Annotated in this window: 20 protein-coding genes; 9 read left to right on the top strand and 11 right to left on the bottom strand. The window is 73.9% G+C overall.

Going from position 1 to position 20,726, the window contains the following annotated elements; translation table 11 throughout:
• Positions 1-84: 84 nt before the first annotated feature.
• The 5 genes from AB0C01_RS14770 (at position 85) to serS (ending at position 5,364) form a co-directional block, all read left to right on the top strand.
• Positions 85-516, top strand: coding sequence for a hypothetical protein (locus tag AB0C01_RS14770; RefSeq protein ID WP_357571553.1), 432 nt, complete (start codon positions 85-87; stop codon positions 514-516).
• Positions 513-1,646: an alcohol dehydrogenase catalytic domain-containing protein gene (locus tag AB0C01_RS14765; protein WP_357571374.1), complete on the top strand. Its 1,134-nt coding sequence runs from the start codon at positions 513-515 to the stop codon at positions 1,644-1,646. The genes AB0C01_RS14770 and AB0C01_RS14765 overlap by 4 nt, the downstream gene beginning before the upstream one ends.
• Positions 1,647-1,696: 50 nt before the next feature.
• Positions 1,697-2,878, top strand: coding sequence for a saccharopine dehydrogenase NADP-binding domain-containing protein (locus tag AB0C01_RS14760; RefSeq protein ID WP_357571373.1), 1,182 nt, complete (start codon positions 1,697-1,699; stop codon positions 2,876-2,878).
• A 43-nt stretch (positions 2,879-2,921) separates the two neighbouring features.
• A complete protein-coding gene (locus AB0C01_RS14755) occupies positions 2,922-3,986 on the top strand; it encodes a MerR family transcriptional regulator (protein ID WP_357571552.1) in 1,065 nt (354 codons plus the stop codon).
• 97 nt (positions 3,987-4,083) lie between these two features.
• Positions 4,084-5,364, top strand: a complete 1,281-nt coding sequence (gene serS / locus AB0C01_RS14750) for a serine--tRNA ligase (protein WP_357244803.1) — start codon at positions 4,084-4,086, stop codon at positions 5,362-5,364.
• A 33-nt stretch (positions 5,365-5,397) separates the two neighbouring features.
• On the opposite strand, the gene AB0C01_RS14745 is transcribed toward serS, so the two are convergent.
• The 4 genes from AB0C01_RS14745 to AB0C01_RS14730 are packed head-to-tail and all read right to left on the bottom strand — an operon-like array spanning position 5,398 to position 10,092.
• Positions 5,398-6,321 carry a cytochrome c biogenesis protein CcdA gene (locus AB0C01_RS14745; RefSeq protein ID WP_357571372.1) on the bottom strand — a complete coding sequence of 308 codons (924 nt, stop codon included), beginning with the start codon at positions 6,319-6,321 and terminating at the stop codon, positions 5,398-5,400.
• A complete protein-coding gene (locus AB0C01_RS14740; RefSeq protein ID WP_357244799.1) occupies positions 6,318-6,938 on the bottom strand; it encodes a redoxin domain-containing protein in 621 nt (206 codons plus the stop codon). Before AB0C01_RS14740 ends, AB0C01_RS14745 begins: the two co-directional genes overlap by 4 nt.
• Before the next feature lie 41 nt (positions 6,939-6,979).
• The gene (locus AB0C01_RS14735; RefSeq protein ID WP_357244797.1) at positions 6,980-8,443 is read right to left on the bottom strand and encodes an NADH-ubiquinone oxidoreductase-F iron-sulfur binding region domain-containing protein; all 1,464 of its coding nucleotides are present in this window, start codon (positions 8,441-8,443) and stop codon (positions 6,980-6,982) included.
• Entirely contained in the window at positions 8,443-10,092 is a 1,650-nt protein-coding gene (locus tag AB0C01_RS14730) for a hypothetical protein (protein ID WP_357571371.1), read from the bottom strand. Before AB0C01_RS14730 ends, AB0C01_RS14735 begins: the two co-directional genes overlap by 1 nt.
• 198 nt (positions 10,093-10,290) lie before the next feature.
• Here AB0C01_RS14730 and AB0C01_RS14725 point away from each other — a divergent pair, with 198 nt between their 5' ends.
• Positions 10,291-11,196 carry a L,D-transpeptidase gene (locus tag AB0C01_RS14725; protein WP_357571370.1) on the top strand — a complete coding sequence of 302 codons (906 nt, stop codon included), beginning with the start codon at positions 10,291-10,293 and terminating at the stop codon, positions 11,194-11,196.
• Between the two features lie 10 nt (positions 11,197-11,206).
• Here the strand turns inward: AB0C01_RS14725 and AB0C01_RS14720 are convergent, their stop codons facing one another.
• The 4 genes from AB0C01_RS14720 to AB0C01_RS14705 all read right to left on the bottom strand — a co-directional run bounded on the left by AB0C01_RS14720 (position 11,207) and on the right by AB0C01_RS14705 (position 14,871).
• Positions 11,207-11,851, bottom strand: coding sequence for a response regulator transcription factor (locus AB0C01_RS14720; RefSeq protein WP_357244791.1), 645 nt, complete (start codon positions 11,849-11,851; stop codon positions 11,207-11,209).
• Positions 11,848-12,978 (bottom strand): histidine kinase, encoded by a 1,131-nt coding sequence (locus AB0C01_RS14715; RefSeq protein WP_357571369.1) that lies wholly within the window; start codon positions 12,976-12,978, stop codon positions 11,848-11,850. Before AB0C01_RS14715 ends, AB0C01_RS14720 begins: the two co-directional genes overlap by 4 nt.
• Before the next feature lie 191 nt (positions 12,979-13,169).
• Positions 13,170-13,970 (bottom strand): ABC transporter permease, encoded by an 801-nt coding sequence (locus tag AB0C01_RS14710; RefSeq protein WP_357244787.1) that lies wholly within the window; start codon positions 13,968-13,970, stop codon positions 13,170-13,172.
• Between the two features lies 1 nt (position 13,971).
• Positions 13,972-14,871, bottom strand: a complete 900-nt coding sequence (locus tag AB0C01_RS14705) for an ABC transporter ATP-binding protein (RefSeq protein ID WP_357571368.1) — start codon at positions 14,869-14,871, stop codon at positions 13,972-13,974.
• 171 nt (positions 14,872-15,042) lie between these two features.
• Here AB0C01_RS14705 and AB0C01_RS14700 point away from each other — a divergent pair, with 171 nt between their 5' ends.
• Positions 15,043-15,897: an alpha/beta hydrolase gene (locus AB0C01_RS14700; protein WP_357244784.1), complete on the top strand. Its 855-nt coding sequence runs from the start codon at positions 15,043-15,045 to the stop codon at positions 15,895-15,897.
• A 108-nt stretch (positions 15,898-16,005) separates the two neighbouring features.
• Positions 16,006-17,145 (top strand): site-2 protease family protein, encoded by a 1,140-nt coding sequence (locus tag AB0C01_RS14695; protein ID WP_357244781.1) that lies wholly within the window; start codon positions 16,006-16,008, stop codon positions 17,143-17,145.
• Positions 17,146-17,152: 7 nt separating this feature from the next.
• Here AB0C01_RS14695 and AB0C01_RS14690 read toward each other — a convergent pair whose 3' ends face one another.
• On the bottom strand, positions 17,153-18,436 hold the full coding sequence (locus AB0C01_RS14690) for an FAD-binding protein (RefSeq protein ID WP_357571367.1): 1,284 nt from the start codon (positions 18,434-18,436) through the stop codon (positions 17,153-17,155).
• Positions 18,433-19,143 carry a hypothetical protein gene (locus AB0C01_RS14685; protein ID WP_357244777.1) on the bottom strand — a complete coding sequence of 237 codons (711 nt, stop codon included), beginning with the start codon at positions 19,141-19,143 and terminating at the stop codon, positions 18,433-18,435. Before AB0C01_RS14685 ends, AB0C01_RS14690 begins: the two co-directional genes overlap by 4 nt.
• A 161-nt stretch (positions 19,144-19,304) precedes the next feature.
• Here AB0C01_RS14685 and AB0C01_RS14680 point away from each other — a divergent pair, with 161 nt between their 5' ends.
• Positions 19,305-19,742 (top strand): hypothetical protein, encoded by a 438-nt coding sequence (locus tag AB0C01_RS14680; RefSeq protein ID WP_357244775.1) that lies wholly within the window; start codon positions 19,305-19,307, stop codon positions 19,740-19,742.
• A gap of 34 nt (positions 19,743-19,776) precedes the next feature.
• Here the strand turns inward: AB0C01_RS14680 and AB0C01_RS14675 are convergent, their stop codons facing one another.
• On the bottom strand, positions 19,777-20,706 hold the full coding sequence (locus tag AB0C01_RS14675) for an LLM class F420-dependent oxidoreductase (RefSeq protein WP_357244773.1): 930 nt from the start codon (positions 20,704-20,706) through the stop codon (positions 19,777-19,779).
• Positions 20,707-20,726: the final 20 nt, after the last annotated feature.

Genomic DNA, 20,726 nt, shown 5'->3' with positions numbered 1-20,726 from the left:
ACCCCTTCCGGGCGAGCACGCTTCACCCGACCGCGACCGACGATCGGGGACGTGGACGGGGAGGACGTGGAACCGGTGGGAGCGATGGGACGGCTGGTGCGGGCGGGCCTCGGTGGCGTGGCGCTGCCCGGGCTGCGCCGGCTGCGCGTACCCCGGTGGGGCCGCCGGACCGGCGCGGACCGCGACCCGGTCACCTCGCTCCGGTGGGAGGTGGTGACCGTCGATCGGCCGCCCGAGCAGGTGCTTCCGGCCGGTCGGTGGCCGGAGCCCTTGCGCCGTCTGGACGGCGCGGTCGAGGTGCGGGTGCGCCCCGCGCCCGGCGATCGGGGCACCGAGCTGGCCGCCCGACCGGTGGCCGGTGCCAGCCCGCCGGTCGGGCTGGCCGCGCACCTGGTCGGCGACGACCCTCATCTGCTGGTCCGCCGGGTCCTGCGCCAGATCAAGCAGCGGGCGGAGACCGGCGAGGTGCTGTGCGCCGACCGGTCCGTGCTCGACCGCCCCGAGGTCCGCGGGTGAGGGCGCTGTGCTGGGTGGCCACCGATGAGGTGGCGGTACGCGAGGTGCCCGACCCGGAGCTGCGCAACGAGCGGGACGTCATCGTCCGGGTCCGCCGCAGCGCCACCTCCGGCGGGGACCTGCCGCTGCTGGCCGGCCGGAACCCGCTGCTGCGGGCCGGTGACGTGCTCGGGGCGGAGTTCCTGGGCGAGGTGGTCGAGGTCGGTCCCGGCGTGCGCCGGCACCGCACCGGCGATCGGGTGGTCGTCGGCGCGAGCGTCGCCTGTGGCGGCTGCTGGTACTGCCGCCACGGCCTGCACTCCTGCTGCGACAACGCCCATGCCGACCCGGCGAGCGCCGACCCCGGCTGGGGACAGTCGGACGCCGGCTCCTTCGGCCGTCCCCGCGCGGCGGGCGGATTCGCGGGCGGGCACGCCGAGTACGTGCGGGTGCCGTACGCCGACGTGGGCGCGTTCCGGGTGCCGGACGCGGTCGACGACGACCGGGCGGTGTTCGCCGCCGACGCGGCGCCGACCGGGTGGCTGGCCGCCGAGTTGGGTGCCGTGCGTCCCGGCGACGTGGTGGCGATCTGGGGCGCGGGGGCGGTGGGTCAGTTGACCGCTCGGGCGGCGGTGCTGCGCGGAGCCGCCCGGGTGCTGGTCGTCGACCGGTACGAGGAGCGGTTACGGATGGCCGAGCGGCACGTCGGCGCGGAGCCGCTTGACTACCGTCGCACCGACGTCGCGGCGGAGTTGCGCGAGCGCAGCGGTGGGCGGGGGCCGGACGTCTGCGTGGTGGCGGTCGGCGCGCCGCCGCCCGAGCGGCTCGGCGGCCGTGCCGACCGGCCGGACGCGACACGCGAGGCCGTGTACGCGTGCCGCAAGGGCGGTGTGGTGGTGCTGCTGGGCGGGACGGACGGGTTCGTCGACGCGTTCGGCCTGGGCGCGGTGACCGAGCGACGGCTGACGCTGCGCGGGGCCGGTCGGCCGGACCTGCGGGACGTGCCGATGCTGCTGGACCGGATGGCCCGCGGCGAGCTGCGCACCGAACACCTGGCCACCCACCGGTTGCCGTTGGCGCGCGGCCCCGAGGGGTACGCGCTGTTCCGGGACCGGGCCGACGGCTGTGTACGAGCCGTGTTCACACCCTGACGCCCTCCTCGTGCGCTGCCGTCGGGGACCGTGAATGGCACACTCTCAGAATGGCTGGGGAGCGGACGTACGACGTGGTGTTGTTCGGGGCGACCGGGTTCACCGGTGGCCTGACCGCCGACTACCTGGCCCGACACGCCCCGGCCGGACTGCGCTGGGCGCTGGCCGGCCGCAACCCGGACCGCCTCGCCGCCGTGCGGGACCGGCTCGCGGCGGTCGACCCGACACTGGCCGACCTGCCGCTGCTCACGGCCGACGTGACCGACGCCGACTCGCTGCGGGCCGTGGCGGAGAGCGCCCGGGTGGTCGCCAGCACGGTCGGCCCGTACGTCCACCACGGCGAGCCGCTGGTCGCGGCGTGCGCGGCGGCCGGCACCGACTATCTGGACATCACCGGCGAGCCGGAGTTCGTCGACCTCATGTACGTGCGCCACCACGCCGAGGCGACCCGCACCGGCGCGCGGCTGGTGCACGCCTGCGGGTTCGACTCCATCCCGCACGACCTGGGCGTCTGGTTCACGGTCAAGCAGCTCCCCGCCGACGCCCCGATCACCGTGGACGGTTACGTCCGCGCCGGTGGCCGGTTCTCCGCCGGCACCTACCATTCGGCGCTCACCGCGTTCTCCCGTAGCGGGCAGGCCAGTCAGGCCGCCCGGGAGCGCCGGGCGGTCGAGCCGCGCCCCACCGACCGCCGGGTCCGCGCGGTGCCCGGCCGGCTGGCCCGCTCCGCCGAGCTGGGCATCTGGACCGTGCCGCTGCCGACCATCGATCCGCAGGTGGTCCGCCGGTCGGCGGCGGCCCGTCCGGAGTACGGCCCGGACTTCCGGTACCGGCACTTCGCCGCCGTGAAGCGGCTGCCCACCGTGCTGGCCGGCGCGGTCGGGCTCGGCGCCCTGGTTGGGCTGGTGAAGCTGCCGCCCAGCCGACGGTGGCTGCTCGGCCGGCTCGCCTCCGGGCAGGGACCCACGCCCGAGCAACGGGCGGCGTCCTGGTTCCGGGTCCGGTTCGTCGGCACCGGCGGCGGGCAGCGGGTGGTCACCGAGGTGGCCGGCGGCGACCCGGGGTACGACGAGACGGCGAAGATGCTCGCCGAGTCGGCGCTCTGCCTGGCGCTCGACGAGCTGCCGCCGACCGCCGGCCAGCTCACCCCCGTCGCCGCGATGGGTGACGCGCTGCTGGACCGGCTGATCCGGGCCGGGCTCACCTTCCGGGTGCTGGAACCCTCGGCTTGACCCTCGACCGGGTCGAGGGGGCAGGATGCCCGACGTGAGTGACCTGCACAGCATCGGCGAGTTGGCCCGGGCCAGCGGCCTGACCGTCAGCGCGCTGCGTTTCTACGACTCGGCGGGGGTGCTGGAGCCGGCCCTGGTGGACCCGGTGACCGGCTACCGCTGGTACACCGACGAGCAGATCACGCCGGCCCGGTTGGTGGCCGGGCTGCGCCGGATCGGGATGCCGGTCCCGGAGATCGCCGCCGCCGTCCGCGCCCAGCCGGCGGCCGTGCACCAGTTGCTCGACACGCACCTGCGCCGGTTGGCCGACGGGCTCACCGACGCCCGCCGGGAGGCCGCCCGACTCCGCGCGCTTGTCGACCCGGCCCAGCCGGCCACCACCACGCTGCTGCTCTCCCCCACCGACCTGGCCGCCGCGCTCGACGCGGTGCGCTTCGCCGTCGGCGTCGACCCGGAGCTGCCGATGCTCTCCGGTGTCCTGCTGGACGTGGAGCCGGACGGCGTCCGGCTCGTCGCCACCGACCGGTACCGGTTGGCGCTCGCCCGCGCCACGGCCGACGTCGACGGCCCCCGGGCGCGGGTGTTCGTGCCGGTCGCCCTCGTCGATGACCTCCGGCCGCTGCTCGACGCCACCGACGCCGGACCGGTGTGGCTGACCGTGGCCGGCGCGGAGCTGCGGGTGCTGGTGGCCGGCCGGACGTTGACCGGCACCGCCCTGCCGTACGACTTCCCGGACTACCGCAGGCTGCTGCGTAAGGCCGTCGGCGAGCGGCCCACCGCGCGCCGGGTCCCGGTGGACGTGGCGGCGTTGCGCGCCGCGCTGGCCGACCCGGCGGCCCCGACGGTCGCCCGCGACCACGACGGCACGACCCGGGCGGTCACCGTGCTCGGCGTCGACGACCAGGGCGCGCTGCGGCTGCTGGCCGCCGCCGAACTGGGCACCGACGCGCTGCGGGTCGGGGTGGACGGCGGCTACCTGCTGGACGCGTTGACCGCGGCCGGCGCGGCGCAACTCGTGTTGGAGCTGGACGGACCGATCGCCCCGCTGGCCGTGCGCCGCACGGACGACGCGGACACCTATTCGGTGTTGATGCCGATCCGGCTCTGAGTCGGTGGCCCGCACTCCCCGTTCCGGGAGGAAAAGCCCGCGACGGTAGCATCTGGTGGTTCACCTGTGAACCCCGGACGGAGGCGTACGGAGCAGCATGCTCGACATGGAGTTGATCCGGAAGGATCGCGAGGCGGTGGCGACCGCGCTGGCGAAGCGTCTGGATCCCGCCGAGGTCACTCGGGCGCTGGACGAGATCCAGCGGCTCGACCAGGAACGCCGCGCCCTGATCACGGAGATCGATGCCGAGCGGCAACGCCGCAAGGCGGAGGCCCGGGCGTACGCGCAGGCGAAGCGGGCCGGCGAGGAGCCGCAGGCCGCCGCGCCGGAGGCCGAGCGTCGACAGCTCGCCGAGCTGGAGTCCCAACTGGACGACGTGCAGTCGCGGCTGCGTACGGCGATGAGTGAGCTGCCCAACCTGCCGGCCGACGACGTGGTGGCCGGTGGCAAGGAAGCCAACCAGGTCGTGAAGACCTTCGGCGAGCCGCCGGTGATCGACAAGGTCCGCGACCACGTGGAGTTGAGCCGCGCGCTGGGCCTGGTCGACTACGAGCGTGGGGTCAAGCTCGGCGGCTCCGGCTTCTGGATCTACACGGGCATCGGCGCCCGGCTGGAGTGGGCGCTGCTCAACTACTTCATCGACCAGCACGTCCGGGCCGGCTACGAGTTCCTGCTCCCGCCGCACCTGCTGCTCGACTCGGCCGGCTTCGCCGCCGGGCAGTTCCCGAAGTTCTACGACGACGTCTACCACCTCGACGCCGAGTCCGCCCCGCGCGGGCAGTTCCTGCTGCCCACCTCGGAGACGGCGATCCTCGGCGCGTACCAGGACGAGATCCTGGAGACCCCGAAGCTGCCGCTGAAGGCCTTCGCGTACACCCCGTGCTACCGGCGGGAGTCGGCCGGCTCGCACTCCGACGAGCGCGGCACGGTGCGCGGGCACCAGTTCAACAAGGTGGAGATCTTCCAGTTCACCCTGCCGGAGCAGGCCGACGCGGCCCTGGAGGAGATGCTCGCCCACGCGGAGAGCCTGGTCGAGGGCTTGGGCCTGCACTACCAGCGCACGCTGCTCTCGGCCGGTGACGCCAGTGCGTCGATGAAGAAGACCCTCGACATCGAGGTGTGGATGCCGAGCACCGGCAAGTACAAGGAGGTGTCGTCGGTCTCCTGGGCCGGTGACTACCAGGCTCGGCGGGCGGCCATCCGCTACCGCGAGCCGGGCGGCAAGCAGACGCGCTTCGTGCACACCCTCAACGGCTCGGCCCTGGCCACGAGCCGGCTCTTCCCGGCCATCCTGGAGCAGAACCAGCAGCCCGACGGCAGCGTCCTGATCCCCAAGGTCCTCCAAGACCGCCTGGGCACCGACCGCCTAACCCCCTAACCCCAACCCGACCCGTCCCCGCCCCGACCCCGCTCACGTCGCCGATCTTGCAGTTTCTGTCGCCGAAACGTGGTGTTCCGCGGTTTTTGTCGCGACAGAAACCGCAAGATCGCGGGGGTGGGGGCGGCGGGGGTGGGGGCGGCGGGCCAGGGTGGCCAGCAGCAGGAGTGTGGCCAGTGTGGCCAGCAGCGGCGCTGGGCCGACGGCGTCAAGGGCATCGGCCAGGGTGCGCTGGACCTCGGCGGCCACCCGGATCACCGGGTCCCGCAGGGCGTCGCGGCGGCCGGCGGACAGGCGTAGCTCGTACCAGCCGTACCAGGCGACGTAGCCGCCGGCGAGCAGTAGCACCAGGCCGCTGAGGCGGGGCACCAGCGCGCCGGCGACGCGCAGCCGGGCCACCAGCCCGTCGCGCAGCAGCGCCACGGCGAGCGCGGCGACCGCGACCACCAGGCCCATCCCGAGGGCGTACGCGCCGAACAGCGCCAACCCCTGACCCGTCGAGCCGGCCCGGAGGCTGGTCACCACGATGGCCAGGAACGGCGCGATGGCGCAGCCGAGCGACGCCAGCGCGTACGCCGCGCCGAACAGCGCCATCGACGGCCACGTGCGGGTGAGCCGGGGCGCTCGGGCCGACCAGCCGGGGGCGGGCAGCCGCCGGCCGGCGAGCAGCCAACAGCCGGCCGTCACCAGCAGCACGCCGAGCACCACGGTCAGCCACGGCAGCCGGGGCCGCAGCCAGCCGGCCAGCGGCGCGAGCGCCAGGCCGAACGCGCCGAACACCAGCACGTACCCCAGGGTCAGCCCGGCCGCCGCGGTGAGCGCGCGGCCGACCGCGCCGCGGGCGTCCGACGCCCCGGCGACCAACAGCGAGAGGTACGCGGGCAGCAACGCGAAGCCGCACGGGTTGACGGCGCCGAGCATGCCGGCGGTCAGCGCGAGCAGCAGGGCGGCGGTCACGCCCCGGCCAGGGCGGCGACCCGGGCGGCGAGCGCCTCACCGTCCAGGAAGCCCTGGTGGACGACCCGGCCGTTCCGGTCGATGATCACGAAGATGCTCTGCTCGGTCACCCTGAACCGCTTCCAGAGCGCGCCCTTGCGGTCCTCGATCTGCGGCGTCCCGGCGAGGTCGAACTCGGTGACGAACTCCTTCATCGCGCGTTGCTCGCCGAGGCCGGCGACGCCGATGATCGGCACGGTTTCCCGGTAGCGGGGCGCGATCTCGGCGACCGTCCAGGCCTGGCTGGCGCAGGTGGCGCACCACGGCGCCCAGAACCACAGCACCACGGGCTTGCCGGCGAGCTGCGCCGCGTCGAACGCCGCCCCGGTGAGGGTGGTGCCGGTGAAGCGCAGCGCGTCCGGGACCGCTGCCGGGGCCGTGCTCGGCGATCCGGTCGCGGTGGCGTTGGCGGCTGGCGGGGCACCTGTGGTGGCCGGCGCGGCGACCGCCGCGGGCGGGGCGGCCGTACCGGTGCAGGAGACCACGCCGAGCAGTGCGGTGGCCAGCGCCACGGCGGCGCCGGCCCGCCGGCCCACACCGATCCGGGACCGTCGCCCCCGAGCGTGCCAGCTGCGCATCCGTGTCTCCGTTCCACAGTTGTCCGGGAGGTGCCCTTTCCCTACTCGGCCTTGGCGAGGCGGAGAGCCAGCTCGGGGCACACCTTGACCGCCTTCAACGCACCCTCCCGCAGCCAGGTCGGCACGGGGGTGGGCGGGAAGGCGGGATATCCGTTCGCGTCGAGCCGGATGAAGTCCGGTACGACGTGCGCGCACAGGCCGTGCCCGTCGCAGCGCGACCAGTCCAGGGTGAGCTTCTGCGGGTTCGCGTCGGGTGCGCCGGGCAGCCCCATCACACCCTTGACGCGTCGACCACAGCCGTCACCGGTGCTGTGCAGCCGCAGGTCCTCGGCGAAGACCTCGATCGCGGAGAGCGCGAACCGGGCGGTGCCGTCCGGGTGACTGCACGCGCCCCGACCCTTCACCTCGCCGGCGGCGGCCCGCACCACCTCGGCCGGCTGACTGCCGGCCACAGCCAGGTCCACCGCGCGGGCCAGGTCCGGCAGGCCCATCTTGCACGGTCCGCACTGGCCGGCGGACTCCCCGGCGAGGTAGCGCACCACCTGGGCGGCCTCTCCGAGTGGGCAGGTGTCGACGCCGAGCGGGATGATGATGCCCGCGCCGAGCGTGCCGCCCACCGCCGCCAGCCCCTTGCGGGACACCTCGGCCGTTTCCGCCGCCTCCGGGGTGATCCATTTGCCGTGGTAGCCGCCCATCAGGATGCCCTGAATCTCCGGTACCTCGCACAGGTCGAGGACGTCGCGCAGCGGCATGCCGGCGGTGCACTCCACCACCGCCGGTCGGCCCGCCGCGCCGGTCACGGTGAGCAGCACGGTGCCCGGCTCGTCGTCGGTGCCGAGGGCCGCGTACTCGTACGGGCCGAGGCGGGCGCCGACGGCCAACTGGGCGTACGTCTCGGCGTTGGACAGCAGGGTGGGCAGGCCACTGACCCCGGAGTCGCTGGAGCGCTTCTTGGTGCCGGGCGGGATGTGCGGCAGCCCGTTGATCCCGTTGACCAGCGCGCCGCCCTCGCCGGAGATGAACCGGTGCGGCACGGTGACGATCGTGGTCAGCACCGGCATCCGGCGCTCTTCGAGGGCCTCCATCAGCGAGTCCCGACCGACTCCGTCGTCGGCGACACCGATGACGATCTCGTCGGCGTCCAGCGCGTACGCGGCGAGCGCCGCGCCGTCCAGGATCAGGTGCGGGGCGCGGGTCAGCAGCACCTTGTCCTTCCAGCTGGCCGGCTCCCCCTCGCTGGCGTTGACGACCACGACGGCGGCGAGGTCCTGCCGTTCGCAGGACTCCAGGACGGCGCGCAGCTTGCGGGCGAACGGGAAACCCGCCCCGCCCTTGCCCTTGAGCTGCATGCCCTCGGCGAGCCGGAGCAGTTGCGCCGGTTCCATCGGGCCGATCGGGCCGTGCACCTCCTCGTGCGCGGCCAGGTCGAGCCGGCCGTACTCGGCGAAGCCGGCGGTGAGCCGGGGCTCGCCCACGCAGGCGACCGGTGGCACCGCGGTGCGCATCACTTCGCCTCACCCCGCAGCCCAGCCCAGTACGCCCCGTCCACCGCGTCCGCGCTGGCCTTGCGGCGCTTGGCGGACCGGCCCTCGCCGGCTGCCCGCCGAGCCCGCCGGGACGCCAGGTCGACAAGGGTCGGGGTGTCGTCGACGGGCGGCGCGACCTCGTCCGGCACGTACCGGGCCGGCGGACGCCAGTAGTCCGGCTCCTCCGGCACGTCGTCCTCGACGCTGTGCCGGCCGCTGCCGCTGCGCGGCGTCGCCGAGATGGGGCTGGCCGAGATCGGGCCGGCGGAGATCGGCTCGACGGAGACCGGGCCGGCGGAGATCGGCTCGGCGGCCTGCCACCGGCGCGGGCTGTCCCACGGCTCCTCCGGCTCGACCGTCGGCCGTGGCGGTGCCGAGTACCGGGTGCCGTCGTCCTCGTCGCGGGACCGGCGGCTGGACCGTTCGGCGGCCGGCTCCTCGACGCGTCGCCGTCCGGTCGGCACCGCCTCGTCCCGGGTACGCGAGCCGCGCCGCCGGGTCACCGGCTCGACCTCCTCGTCGTCGCGTCCACGGGTGACGGTCTCCTCGACGCTGCGCCGCGACCGGCGGGTCGCGGGCTCCACCTCGTCCCGCCGGCCGCGCGAGGGCCGTTCGGTGTCGCGGCCGGCCGCCGGCTCTTCCACCCGCCGGCGGCGGCTGGGCCGGGTCGGCTCGACGAGGGAACCAGGTTCGGGCACCACCGGGACGGTGAACCGGTCCGGATCGCGACGCGCGGCCGGCGCGGCCCACGTCGCGGTGGTGGTGTCCGCCCAGCCGGGACGCGTGTCGGCGTCGGCGTTCTTGCGTCGGGTCAGCCCGGCCAGCAGCTTCCGGCCCGTGTTCGTCTCCTTGGCCCGCCCGGCCAGCACCGCGTTACGCACCGCGGCCTGGTGCTGTTCGCGGCTGCGCCGGCCGATGGTGACCGAGAGCCGGACCAGCAGGGCCAGCACCACCAGCAGGATGCAGCCCAGGTAGCTGAACACCACCCAGGGCGCTGCGGCCCGACCGGCGTTGAGGCCGTGCAGCACGGCGAACGGCCAGGCCAGGTACGCGGTGGAGTGCAGCGTGCGCCACAGCCACTTGGGACCGACGCCGGCGAAGCGGGCGCGGATGATCCCGGTCCAGATCACGCTGACCATCAGCAGGGCGGCCACGGTGCCGAGCCCGACGTAGAGCCCCCGGCCGCCGACGAACGGCACCAGCGCGTCGGTCGCGGCGGCCCGCCCAGTAGCGATCTTGGTGAGGACGTGGAAACCGAGCCCGGCCACGCCCAGTACGCCGGTGGCCCGGTGCGCCGACTGCATCAGCACCCGGTGCGAGATGCGCAGCACCAGCCGGTCGGTGGCGAGCAGCCCGAGCATCACGGTGAGGCTCAACGTCACCAGGGAGATCACCCCGGCGAAGAACTCGGTGAAGAAGAAGCCGTACGCGTACGCCTTCTGTCCGGCGCCCGTCAGCATGACCGCCGCCCACAGTGCGGCGAGCACCGACGCGATCAGCATGGTGGCTGCCGACCGGGACGGTGTGCGTACCCCCCGACTGCTGGCGCTGGTCCGGACGGTGGCCGCCTTCTGGTTCTGCTGTGCCCGGGCCATGTGCTCCTCGATCGTCTCGCGGCGGCGTACCACCGGCCGACCCCTGCTCCCCCATCCAGTACGGACCGGCGGGGCGCGCGGATCATCCGTTAGGAAAAATTTCTGGGCCGGGATCGAACCGAGTGGCGTCGACGTGCGTTGCCGTCCACCTCGGAGCGGGGTCGAGACCTTCGGTCGGCGGGTATCACCGAACCGGGGGCCTCGAACCGTCCGCCACCTTAGAGTGGTTTAGTGCTGTTTGACGGAAAGTCCCCGTATCGCCGCCGTGGCCCCTGGGTGGCCGCCGCCATCGCCGTGCCGGCCCTGCTGGTGGCCGCGCTGCTGGTGGGTCAGGCCCTGACCCCCGGCACGACAGCACCCGACCGACGGATCGCGGCCGACCCGACGCCGAGCACCGTCGAGCAGAGCGCCGAGGAGTCGATTCCCCCGGCCGCGCCCGCCCCGGCGGGGCTGCCGGTGGTCGACTACGACCCGGCGCCCGGGGGCTTCCCCACGGATCCGGCCACCATGGACACCACGCCGCTGACCGAGGGTGCGCACCCGACCAGGCGGATCACCGCGTACGACGCGCCCGGCGGCCGTCCACGAGCCTTCCTCGAACCAACGATCAGCGGCGTCGACCTCACCATGCCGATCGCCGACCGGCGCTCCGGCTGGATTGCCGTCCTGCTGCCCTCGGCCAATCGGAGGCTCGCCTGGCTGCCTCCCGGCGGGTTCGACACCGTGGCGTTGCGCGACCAGATCGTGGTGGAACGCAAGGTCCACCGGCTCACCTGGTACCGGGCCGGCACGGCGGTGCGCTCCTGGGAGATCAGCCTCGGCCAGCCGGGGCAGGACACTCCGCTCGGGCGGACCTTCGTCCTAGGCCGGACCCCGCCGCCCGAGGAGGTCTACGGAGGGGTGGACATCTACGCCCTCGGCTCGGTGCCCGACGACCCCGAGTCGGTGCCGGCCGGGCTGCGGGGTGCCCACATCGGGGTGCACACCTGGCACAACGACGACGAGTTGGGCGAGAACACCACGAACGGCTGTATCCGGTTGACCCGCAGTGGTCAGCGGGAGTTGCTCGCCGAGGTCCGCCCCGGCAGCAGCGTGGTGGTCGTCGACAAGCTACCCACCCCGCCCCCGACCGCCTGACCGGCGGGCGTCACTCGCCGAGCAGCCAACCGTTCTGCTCGGCGACCCGGATCGCCTCGGCCCGGTTGCGGGCACCGGTCTTGCCGATCGCCGCCGAGAGGTGGTTGCGTACCGTCCCCTCGGACAGGTGCAGCGCCCCGGCCAGGTCGGCGACCGTGCCACCCCCGCGGGCGGTCCGCAGCACCTCGGTCTCCCGGTCGGTCAGCGGGCTCACCCCGGCGGCCAGGGTCTCGGCGGCCAGCGTGGGGTCGACCACCCGCAGGCCGGCGTGCACCCGACGGACCGCGTCGGCGAGTTGCCGGGCCGGGGTGTCCTTGACGACGAAGCCGCTCGCACCCGCCTCCATCGCCCGACGCAGGTAGCCGGGCCGACCGAAGGTGGTCACCACCAGCACCCGGCAGGTCGGCAGCGCGGTCCGTAACGCGGCGGCGGCGGCGATCCCGTCCAGGCCGGGCATCTCCACGTCCAGCAGGGCGACGTCGGGGTTGCTGCGGCGGGCTGTCGGCACCACCTCGTCGCCCCGGCCGACCTCGGCCACCACGCTCAGGTCCTCCTCCAGCGAGAGCAGCGCGGCCAGCGCGCCGCGGACCAGTGCCTGGTCGTCGGCGAGCAGCAGCCGGATCGGGTTGGACCGGCCCAGGCCGGAGGCACTCACCGGGCCTCCGCCGGGGCGTGGACCCGCAGCAGGAAGCCACTCCCGTCGGGCCGGCGGCCGACGCTCACCACGGCGTCCAACTCCCGCGCCCGCTCACGCAGGCCGACGAGCCCGTGCCCGTTGGCGTCGGGAGTGGACGGACCCCGACCGTCGTCGCTCACCTCGACCCCGTCCGGGTGTACCCGGACCGTGCAGCACCGCGCCCCGCTGTGCCGGACCACGTTCGTCACCCCTTCCCGTACCGCCCACCCGAACAACCGGTCCCACCCGTCCGGCAGCGCCGGCACCTCGGCCGGCAGATCCGCCGCGATGCCCGCCGCGGCCAGCGCGGAGCGGGCGCCGGCCAGCTCCGCGGCGAGGGTGACCTCGCGGTACGCCCCGACGGTCTGCCGCACGTCGGACAGCGCCGCGCGGGCCAGCGCCTCCACCTCGGCGATCTCGGTGGCGGCGCGGTCGCGGTCCACCTGGATGAGCCGGCCCGCCAACTCCGCTTTGATCGCCACCACGGTCAACGAGTGCCCGAGGATGTCGTGCAGGTCGCGGGCGGCACGGGCCCGCTCCTCGGCGACCGCGAGTCGGCCGATCTCCTGTTGGGCGGCCCGGAGTTCGCTGTTGCGCTGGGCCAGCTGGGACACCCCGAACATCGCGAACGAGGCGAGCAGCACCGCGAAGACGATGCCGCTCTCGGCCTGCCAGCCCGGCACCAGCCAGGACGTCAGCACGGGGGTCACGGCGCAGAGCAGTACGACTGCCAACGCCTCCCGGGGCGGCAGCAGGAACACGCTCGCCGCCGCCACGTAGACGAGGGTCGCCAACCAGTCGCCACCGGTGCCCGGCATGCTGGCCAGGCCCACCGCGAGCAGCAGCACCAGCCCGGCCCGCGCCCGACCCGCCGGGATCGGCCGCAGGGTCTGGCGCTGCTTGCGGGCCCACTGGAACAGCAGCACGTAACCGATGCCGAAGGCGACCAGGGCCACCACCCCGACGGCCCGCCGCCACAGCTCCGGCTGGTGCAACGCGGTGGCGAGCGGCACGTTGAGGAAGAACAGCCAGACGGCCGCCAGCAGCCAGCCGGTGAACCGCCAGTGGCGGTTCACCGGCCAGGGCTGCCCGGTCGAGAGGTCCATCGGGTCCACGCTAGCGCCTGCTTCATCAGGGCGGTCGAGCCGAGGCGGAGTCCGGGCGGCGATCCGGCAAGGCACGGTTTCGTTCGGATACCGGTGTTGTATCTGGACGAAACCGCAACGCCGCCGGTCGTCGTCCGGGCCCGCCGTAGGCCGGCCAGTTCTGATGAAGCAGGCGCTGACCGTCGGGGTGGTCAGACCCGCGCGGTGTCCCGGCGGAACAGCCGGGCCGCACCGACACCGAAGACCAACGCCCAGCCGACGAGGTTGACCACCGCCGCCACGCTCACCCCGTCGCCGGTCAGGGGGGCACGGGCCAGCACACCCATGCCGTACACCGGGGTGAACTTCGCGACCTGCTGGAGCACCTCCGGCAGCACCTCGACCGGGACGAACAGCCCGCCGAACATGGCCAGCACGGCCAGGATCGGGCCGATGAACTGCATGACGTTCTCGGCCGGCACCAGGTAGCCGATGAACAGGCCGAACGCGGCGAAGACCAGCGAGCCGAGCCAGGCGGCGAGCCCGGACAACAGCCAGACGTACGCGGGGATGCGTACACCGGCCGCCGCGCCCACCAGGAACTCGACGGCCACGGCGAGCAGGCCGAGGGTCATCGCGGTGACCAGTTTCGTCGCCACGTACGCGGTCGGGCGCAACGGGGTGAGCCGCAGCTGACGGCTCCAGCCCAGTGCCCGCTCGGTGGCGACCGCGCCGCCCGCGCTGGTGGTCGCCACCATGGCCGCGTACACGGCCAGGCTGATCATGACGTACGCCGTGACCGGGCGGCCGTTGTCCAGCGACTGCCCGCCCTGCGGCAGACCGAAGATGAGGAAGAAGACGCCCGGCATGATCAGCGTGAAGGCGAGGGTGCGGCGGTTACGCAGCACCCGGCGCAGCTCGATGCGCAGCACGCCCGGGGCGAAACCGCCCAGGGCGGGCAGCCGACGGTCCGGCTCGACGGCACGGGTGGGGGTGGGGGTGACGGTCGTCATCTCAGACTCCGGGGTGCGCGGTGGTCAGGGCGAGGAAGGCGTCCTCGAGGTTGCGGGAGGTGATCTCCACGTCCCGGGCGTCGGTCCGGGTGAGCAGGTGCCGGGCGATCGCGTCCGAGTCGCCGGTGCGCACCAGCACGCTGTCGCCGCGTACCTCCACGGCGTCCACGCCGGGCAGCGCGGCCAGCGCGGCCTGGTCGGCACCGGGCAGGGTGGCCCGGACCGTGCGGCCGGCGGCCAGGTTCTTGATCTCCGCGGTGGTGCCGTCGGCCACGATGCGCCCCTGTCGGACCAGCACGATCCGGTCGGCGTACGCGTCGGCCTCGTCCAGGTAGTGGGTGGCGAAGATGACGGTCCGGCCGGCCCGCGCGTCGCGGCGCAGGGCCTGCCAGAAGTCCCGCCGGCCCTCGACGTCCATGCCGGTGGTCGGCTCGTCGAGCACCATCAGATCCGGGTCGGGCAACAGCGCCAGCGCGAAACGCAACCGCTGCTGCTGGCCACCGGAGCACCGCCCGACGACCCGCCCGGCGATGTCGGCGATACCGGCCCGCTCCAACACCTCGGCGCTCGGGCGGGTGTGCCGGTAGAAGTGCGCGCTCATCTCGACCGTCTCGCCGACGGTGAGGTCCTTGAGCAGCCCGCCGGTCTGGAGCACGGCGGCGACCCGACCCCGGGCCACCGCGTCGTCCGGGGTGCCGCCGAGGATCCGGACGCTGCCCTCGTCCGGGCGGGCCAGACCGAGCAGCATGTCGATGGTGGTGGTCTTGCCCGCCCCGTTGGGGCCGAGGAACGCCACCACCTCGCCGGGCTGCACCCGCAGGCTCAGCCCGTCGACCGCGGTGACCGCGCCGAAGGTCTTGGTGAGGCCGTTCAACTCGACGGCCGGATGCGTACTGGTCATGGCACTCATGCTCCGGCGGCGCGGACCTCGAGGCCCGGAGCGGTCGTCACGTTCCGACCGTGACATTTGTCAGGGGGCATCCCCGGCGCGACCCCATCGCGTTCTCGGAGGAATTCCACGTGTGGGAGCGGGTAACCGCCGGGCCGGACGCCGCGACACCGGGAGGATGCGATGGGCTCCATGCCGCAGGGCCAGGTCGACACGATCGTGCTGATCCACGGACTCTGGATGACCCCCCGTAGCTGGCAGGGGTGGGTCGAGCGGTACACCAGGCGCGGCATGCACGTCATCGCCCCGGCCTGGCCGGGGATGGACCGATCCGTGGAGCAGTTGCGCGACGACCCCAGCCCGATCGCCGAGCAGAGCATGGCCACGATCGTCGCGCACTACGACAAGATCATCCGAGCGCTGCCCCGACCGCCGATCATCATGGGCCACTCGTTCGGCGGACTGTTCGCCCAGGTCCTCGCCGACCGGGGGCTCGGCTCAGCGGTGGTGGGGGTGCACCCGGCGGCGGTGAAGGGGGTGCTCAAGGTGCCGCTGAGCCAACTGCGCTCCGGCTTCCCGATCCTGCGCAGCCCCGCCAACCGGAGCAAGGCCGTCCCGTTCACCCCGGACGACTTCGCCTACACCTTCGGCAACGTGATGAGCCGCGAGGACTCCGACCGGGCGTATCAGCGCTATGCCGTCCCCGGTGCCGGCCGGGTGTTCTTCGAGGGCGCCTTCGCCAACGTCGACCCGCGCTCGCCGGCCCGGGTCGACACCACACGCGACAACCGCCCACCCCTGCTGCTGCTGGCCGGCGGGGCCGACCACGTGGTGCCGGCGTCAGTGGTCCGGGCCAACGCGGCGCTCTACCAGAAGTCCCGGGCGCTCACCGCCTACCAGGAGTTTCCCGGCCGATCACACTTCACCGTCGGGCAGGACGGCTGGGAGGAGGTCGCCGACTACGCGTTGGACTGGGCGCTGCGAGCGGCGGCCCTGCCGCGGGAGGCGACAATCGCGAGCGAGAGTCCCCGCCGCTGACCCGCCCATCAGGCGCAGTCCCGGGGCAAGACGCTGGGGTGGGCGGCGTCGCGTGTCCGGCTCAGTCGGGTCTGGCATGAGCGGGCCCGACTGGGGTATCTCGGTGGGATGAGGGCCAGTTTCCGACTTGGTCGGATCGCGGGAGTGCCGGTCGGAGTCAACTGGAGCGTTCTGGTCATCTTCGCGTTGATCGCGTGGGGTCTGGCCGCCAATCAGTTCCCCCGCTCGTACCCCGATCGCTCGTCCGTGGCGTACACCCTCGCCGGGCTGGCCGCGGCGGTGGTCTTCTTCGTCGGCCTGCTCGCCCACGAGGTGTCGCACGCGGTGGTGGCCAAGCGCAACGGGCTGGAGGTCGACGGCATCACGCTGTGGCTGTTCGGCGGCGTGGCCGAGCTGCGGGGCGAGCCGCGCGACCCGGGCGCGGAGCTGCGCATCGCGGGGGTCGGCCCCCTGGTCAGCCTGCTGCTCGGGGCATTCTTCGGCGCGATCGCCGCGCTGCTCGCGCTGTCCGGGCAGGACGGACTGCTCTTCGGGGCGGTGGCGTGGCTGGCCGGCATCAACGTGCTGCTGGCCATCTTCAACGTGCTGCCGGCCGCGCCCCTGGACGGCGGCCGGTTGCTGCGCGCCGCGGTGTGGAAGGCCACCGGTGACCGGACCAGAGCGTCGGTGGTCGCCGCGCGGGCGGGCTGGGTGCTGGGCGTCCTGTTGATCGGCCTGGGGCTGTGGCAGTTCCTGTCCGGAGTCGGCTTCGGCGGGCTCTGGCTGGCCCTGATCGGCTGGTTCCTGATCGGTGCCGCCGGGACCGAGGAACGGCAGGCCCGCACCGGCAGCGCCTTACGCGGGGTCCGGGTGGGTGACGTCATGACGCCGCACCCGCAGACCGCCTCGGCGGAGATGACGGTCGCCGACTTCGTCGACCACTACCTGTTCGCGTACCGGCATTCGGCGCTGCCCCTCACCGAGGAGGGCCGGCCGATCGGCCTGGTCACCGTCGACCGGGTACGCGGCGTGCCGGCCGAGCGGCGGGCGTCGACCACGCTTGCCGAGGTGGCCTGCCGGGCCGACCAGTTGGTCCTCGCGCAGCCCGGCGAGCAGCTCAACGACCTGCTCCCCCGGCTCAGCGAGTGCGCCGACGGCCGCGCCCTGGTGGTGAGCGAAGACGGCCGCCTAACCGGAATCGTCTCCCCCAGCGACATCAGCCGAGCCGTCCAACGCAGCACCCTGCGCACCCCGGCTACCCCGCGGTGATCATGGGTCAGCGGGGGAAGTGGTGGTCTAGGAGGGCCGTGCGGAACTTGCCGGTTGGGTCCAGGTGGGGCAGCAGGGCCGCGAAGTCGGCATGGCGGGGGTAGCGGGCCGCCAGCTCCGTCGGGTCGGTGACGAAGACCTTGCCCCAGTGTGGGCGCGGCGCGAACGGTGCCAGGCGCTCCTCCACGGCGGCCACCACCGGCAGTACGGCCGCGGTGTCGTCGATCCAGGTGAAGTGCACGACGAAGCTGTCCCGCTGGTGGTTCGGGCTGAGCCACAGCTCGTCCGCCGCCACGGTCCGCAGTTCGCAGACCAGCAGCACCGGTGCGATCAGGAGCGCGACCTCGTCCAGCGCGGCGAGCGCGTCGGCCGCCGCCGTACGCGGCACGTGGTACTCGGACTGCAACTCGTCGCCGCTGCTCGGGGTGAAGCCGAGCTTGAAGTGCGGCAGCCGCTCGTGCCACGGACCCGGTTCGCCGAGCTGCGGGGTGCAGTTCTCCGGTGGCATGCCGAGCACCGGGTGCCGTGGCTCGGTGGCGGCTGTGGTGCCGAGCCAGTCCGCCGGCGGCGGCGACTGGTCGGCCGCCTGCTTGCGCCACACCTCACGCAGCCGAGGCGTACGCCAGTCGGTGAAGACACTCACGCTGTACGCCGAGCCGAGCGCCTCGTCCAACGCCTCCCGGTCGAGGTCGAGTGACACGTACTGGCGCAGCTCGAAGGCCGGCACCACGTCCAGGGTGACCCTGGTGACCAGGCCGAGCGCGCCGAGACCGACCACCATGCCGGCGAACGTGTCCGGGTCGGTCTCGCGGCCGACCCGCAGCAGGTCACCGTCGGCGGTGACCAACTCCAGACCGGCGACCGCGGTGGCCAGGTTGCCGTGCGCCTGACCGGAACCGTGGGTGGCGGTGGCCACCGCGCCGGCCACCGAGATGTGTGGCAACGAGGCGAGGTTGGCCAGCGCGTACCCCTGGGTGTGCAGGTGTCGGGCGAGGTCGCCGTAGCGCATCGCGCCGCTCACGGTGACCTGCCCGCGCTCGCGGTCCAGCTCGACGACCGGGGGCAGGCCGGCGAGGGTGACCAGGTCGCCGTCGGTGTCGCCGAGGCGGTTGAAGGAGTGCCCGCTGCCCACCGCCCGGATCCGGGTGCTGCCGGCGACCAGGCGGCGCAGGTCGTCGGTGGAGGTCGGCCGGTGGAACGCCCGCGCGGCGTACCGCACGTTGCCGGCCCAGTTGCGGCGCGGAACGTCGGCCGCGGTGGCCGGAGTGGCGTGCGGTCCGTGCGCGATCATGTTGCGGTCTCCCGATCGGTGGACGGGTGGTCGGCCAGCGCGGCGACGAGGGCGTCCAGAACCGTATCCGTCTGGAACGTGTGGTAGCCACGCTGGGCGATCGGCAGACCGGCCGCGCCGGCGCGTTCGATCTCACCCCGGGCGGCCTGCCGGGTCGGCGCGTCCCCGGACAGCAGGGCGTCCTGGCCGCGTCGGATCAACCGGTCGACCCGGTCCATCTGGTAGCCGCGTAGGCCCACCGGGAGGTCCGGGTCGGCGAAGGCCGCTCGGCGCAGCGCCAGCAGGTCGACGAAACGGTCACCGGCATATTGGGTGAGCGCGGCGGACACCTGGTCGGGCTGCTCGCGGACCTGGTCGAGGACGAGCACCTCGATGGCGGGGCGGCCGTCGAGGGGGTGGCGGGCGGTCACCGGCTCCAGCGGCACGCCCGAAACGGGCACCAGCAGCAGTCGCGGCGGTTTCCGGTAGCCGTCGCGGCGGGGCGGCTCGTCGAGCACCAACGTGTCGACCTCGGCCCACGGGATGTCCCGGCGCAGGCCGGGTCGTCGGATGCTGAGCCCGTCGGGGCCGATCCCGAATCGGAACGGCCGCAGCGCGCTGGCCAGCGCCACGACGCCGAGCGCGACGGCGCCGCCCGCGATGATCGTCCGTAGCAGGGCGCCGTCGCTGGGATAGACCAGGAGCAGCACCCCTCCGAGTACGCACACCAGAGCGAGCGCACGGGCCCCCCGATTCCGGCGCAGTTCCACGCTCGGACCCCCGTTCATGACCGTGGCGTCGGTTCCAGCATCTTCCGCCAAACCACCCACCGGGGACACCGGTCGATCGGGCACGGTTGTTCTCGTCATCGCCGGGGAACCCTACGCCCATGAGCAGCTACCGTGATCCGGCCCCACGGGGCGATGTGTATCCCTCCGAGGAGGAGCTGGACCCGACCGGCAGCGGCGTCGAGCAGGCCAGCGCCCCGTCGGCCAGCGGGTTGCCCAGCCATCCGGCGCCCACGCCCGGTCCCCGGCCCACCCCGGCGCCCGCGCCGGCCCCGACGCCGGTGCCGGCACCCGGTCCGGCGCCGCGTGCGCCCGGTGCCGGGCCACAGTCGATCGTGACCCGGCACCTGGACGGCTCGGTGGAGGTGGTCACCGACCTGGACGGCGACGGCGTCGCCGATGTCGTCCAGATCGATGTGGACGGCGACGGGATTCCCGACATCACCTATGTGGACAGTGATCGGGACGGACGGCTGGACACCGTGCTGAGGGACGCGGACGTGTCCGGGACGGGCGTGGGCGCCCATCGCCGCGCCTGAACCGCGAGCGGCATCCCCACGGCGACCCGTTGGCTCAGAGCTTCGCCATCACCTCGTTGGCGACGAGTTCGAGGTGCGCCAGGTCGCCGAGGTCCAGCACCTGGAGGTAGAGCCGCTCGCTGCCGATCTCCGCGTACCGGCCGATGGTGTCCAGCACCTCGCTGGGCGTCCCGGCCAGGCCGTTGGCCCGCAGCTCGTCCGGTTCGCGGCCGATCGCGGCGGCCCGACGCGCCACCTCGGCGTCGTCGCGCCCGCAGCAGAGCACCAGCGCGTTGGACCAGACCAGCTCGGCCGGGTCCCGGCCGATCTCCGCGCACGCCGCGCGGACCCGGTCGAACTGTGCCGCCGTGTCCGGCACCGAGGCGAACGGCAGGTTGAACTCGTCGGCGTAGCGGGCGGCCAGCGCGGGGGTGCGCTTCGGTCCCATCCCGCCGAGCAGGATCGGCGGGCGCGGCTGCTGCACGGGCTTCGGCAGCGCGGGTGAGTCCCGGACCGGGTAGTACCTGCCGGCGTACTCGTACCGCTCCCCCGGCGGTGTGGACCACAGCCCGGTGATCACCGCGAGCTGCTCCTCCAGCCGGTCGAACCGCTCGGCCAGTGGCGGGAACGGAATGCCGTACGCGGTGTGCTCCTCGGCGTACCAGCCGGTGCCGATGCCCAACTCCACGCGACCGCCGCTCATCTGGTCGACCTGCGCCACGGTGATCGCCAGCGGGCCGGGCAACCGGAAGGTGGCCGCGGTCATCAACGTGCCGAGCCGGATCCGACTGGTGTCCCGGGCCAGGCCGGCCAGCGTGGTCCACGCGTCGGTGGGGCCGGGGGCCCCGGTGCCGTCACCCATCCTGAGGTAGTGGTCGGACCGGAAGAACGCGCCGTAGCCGGCGTCCTCGGCGCAGCGGGCGACAGCGAGCAGTTGGTCGTAGCTGGCGCCCTGCTGGGGTTCGGTGAAGATCCGCAGTTCCATGATCCGAGCATAGGTCCCCC

This window comes from Micromonospora sp. NPDC048905 (genome assembly GCF_040649655.1).
Lineage (GTDB): Bacteria > Actinomycetota > Actinomycetes > Mycobacteriales > Micromonosporaceae > Micromonospora.
This window is presented reverse-complemented; position numbering and strand designations above follow the sequence as displayed.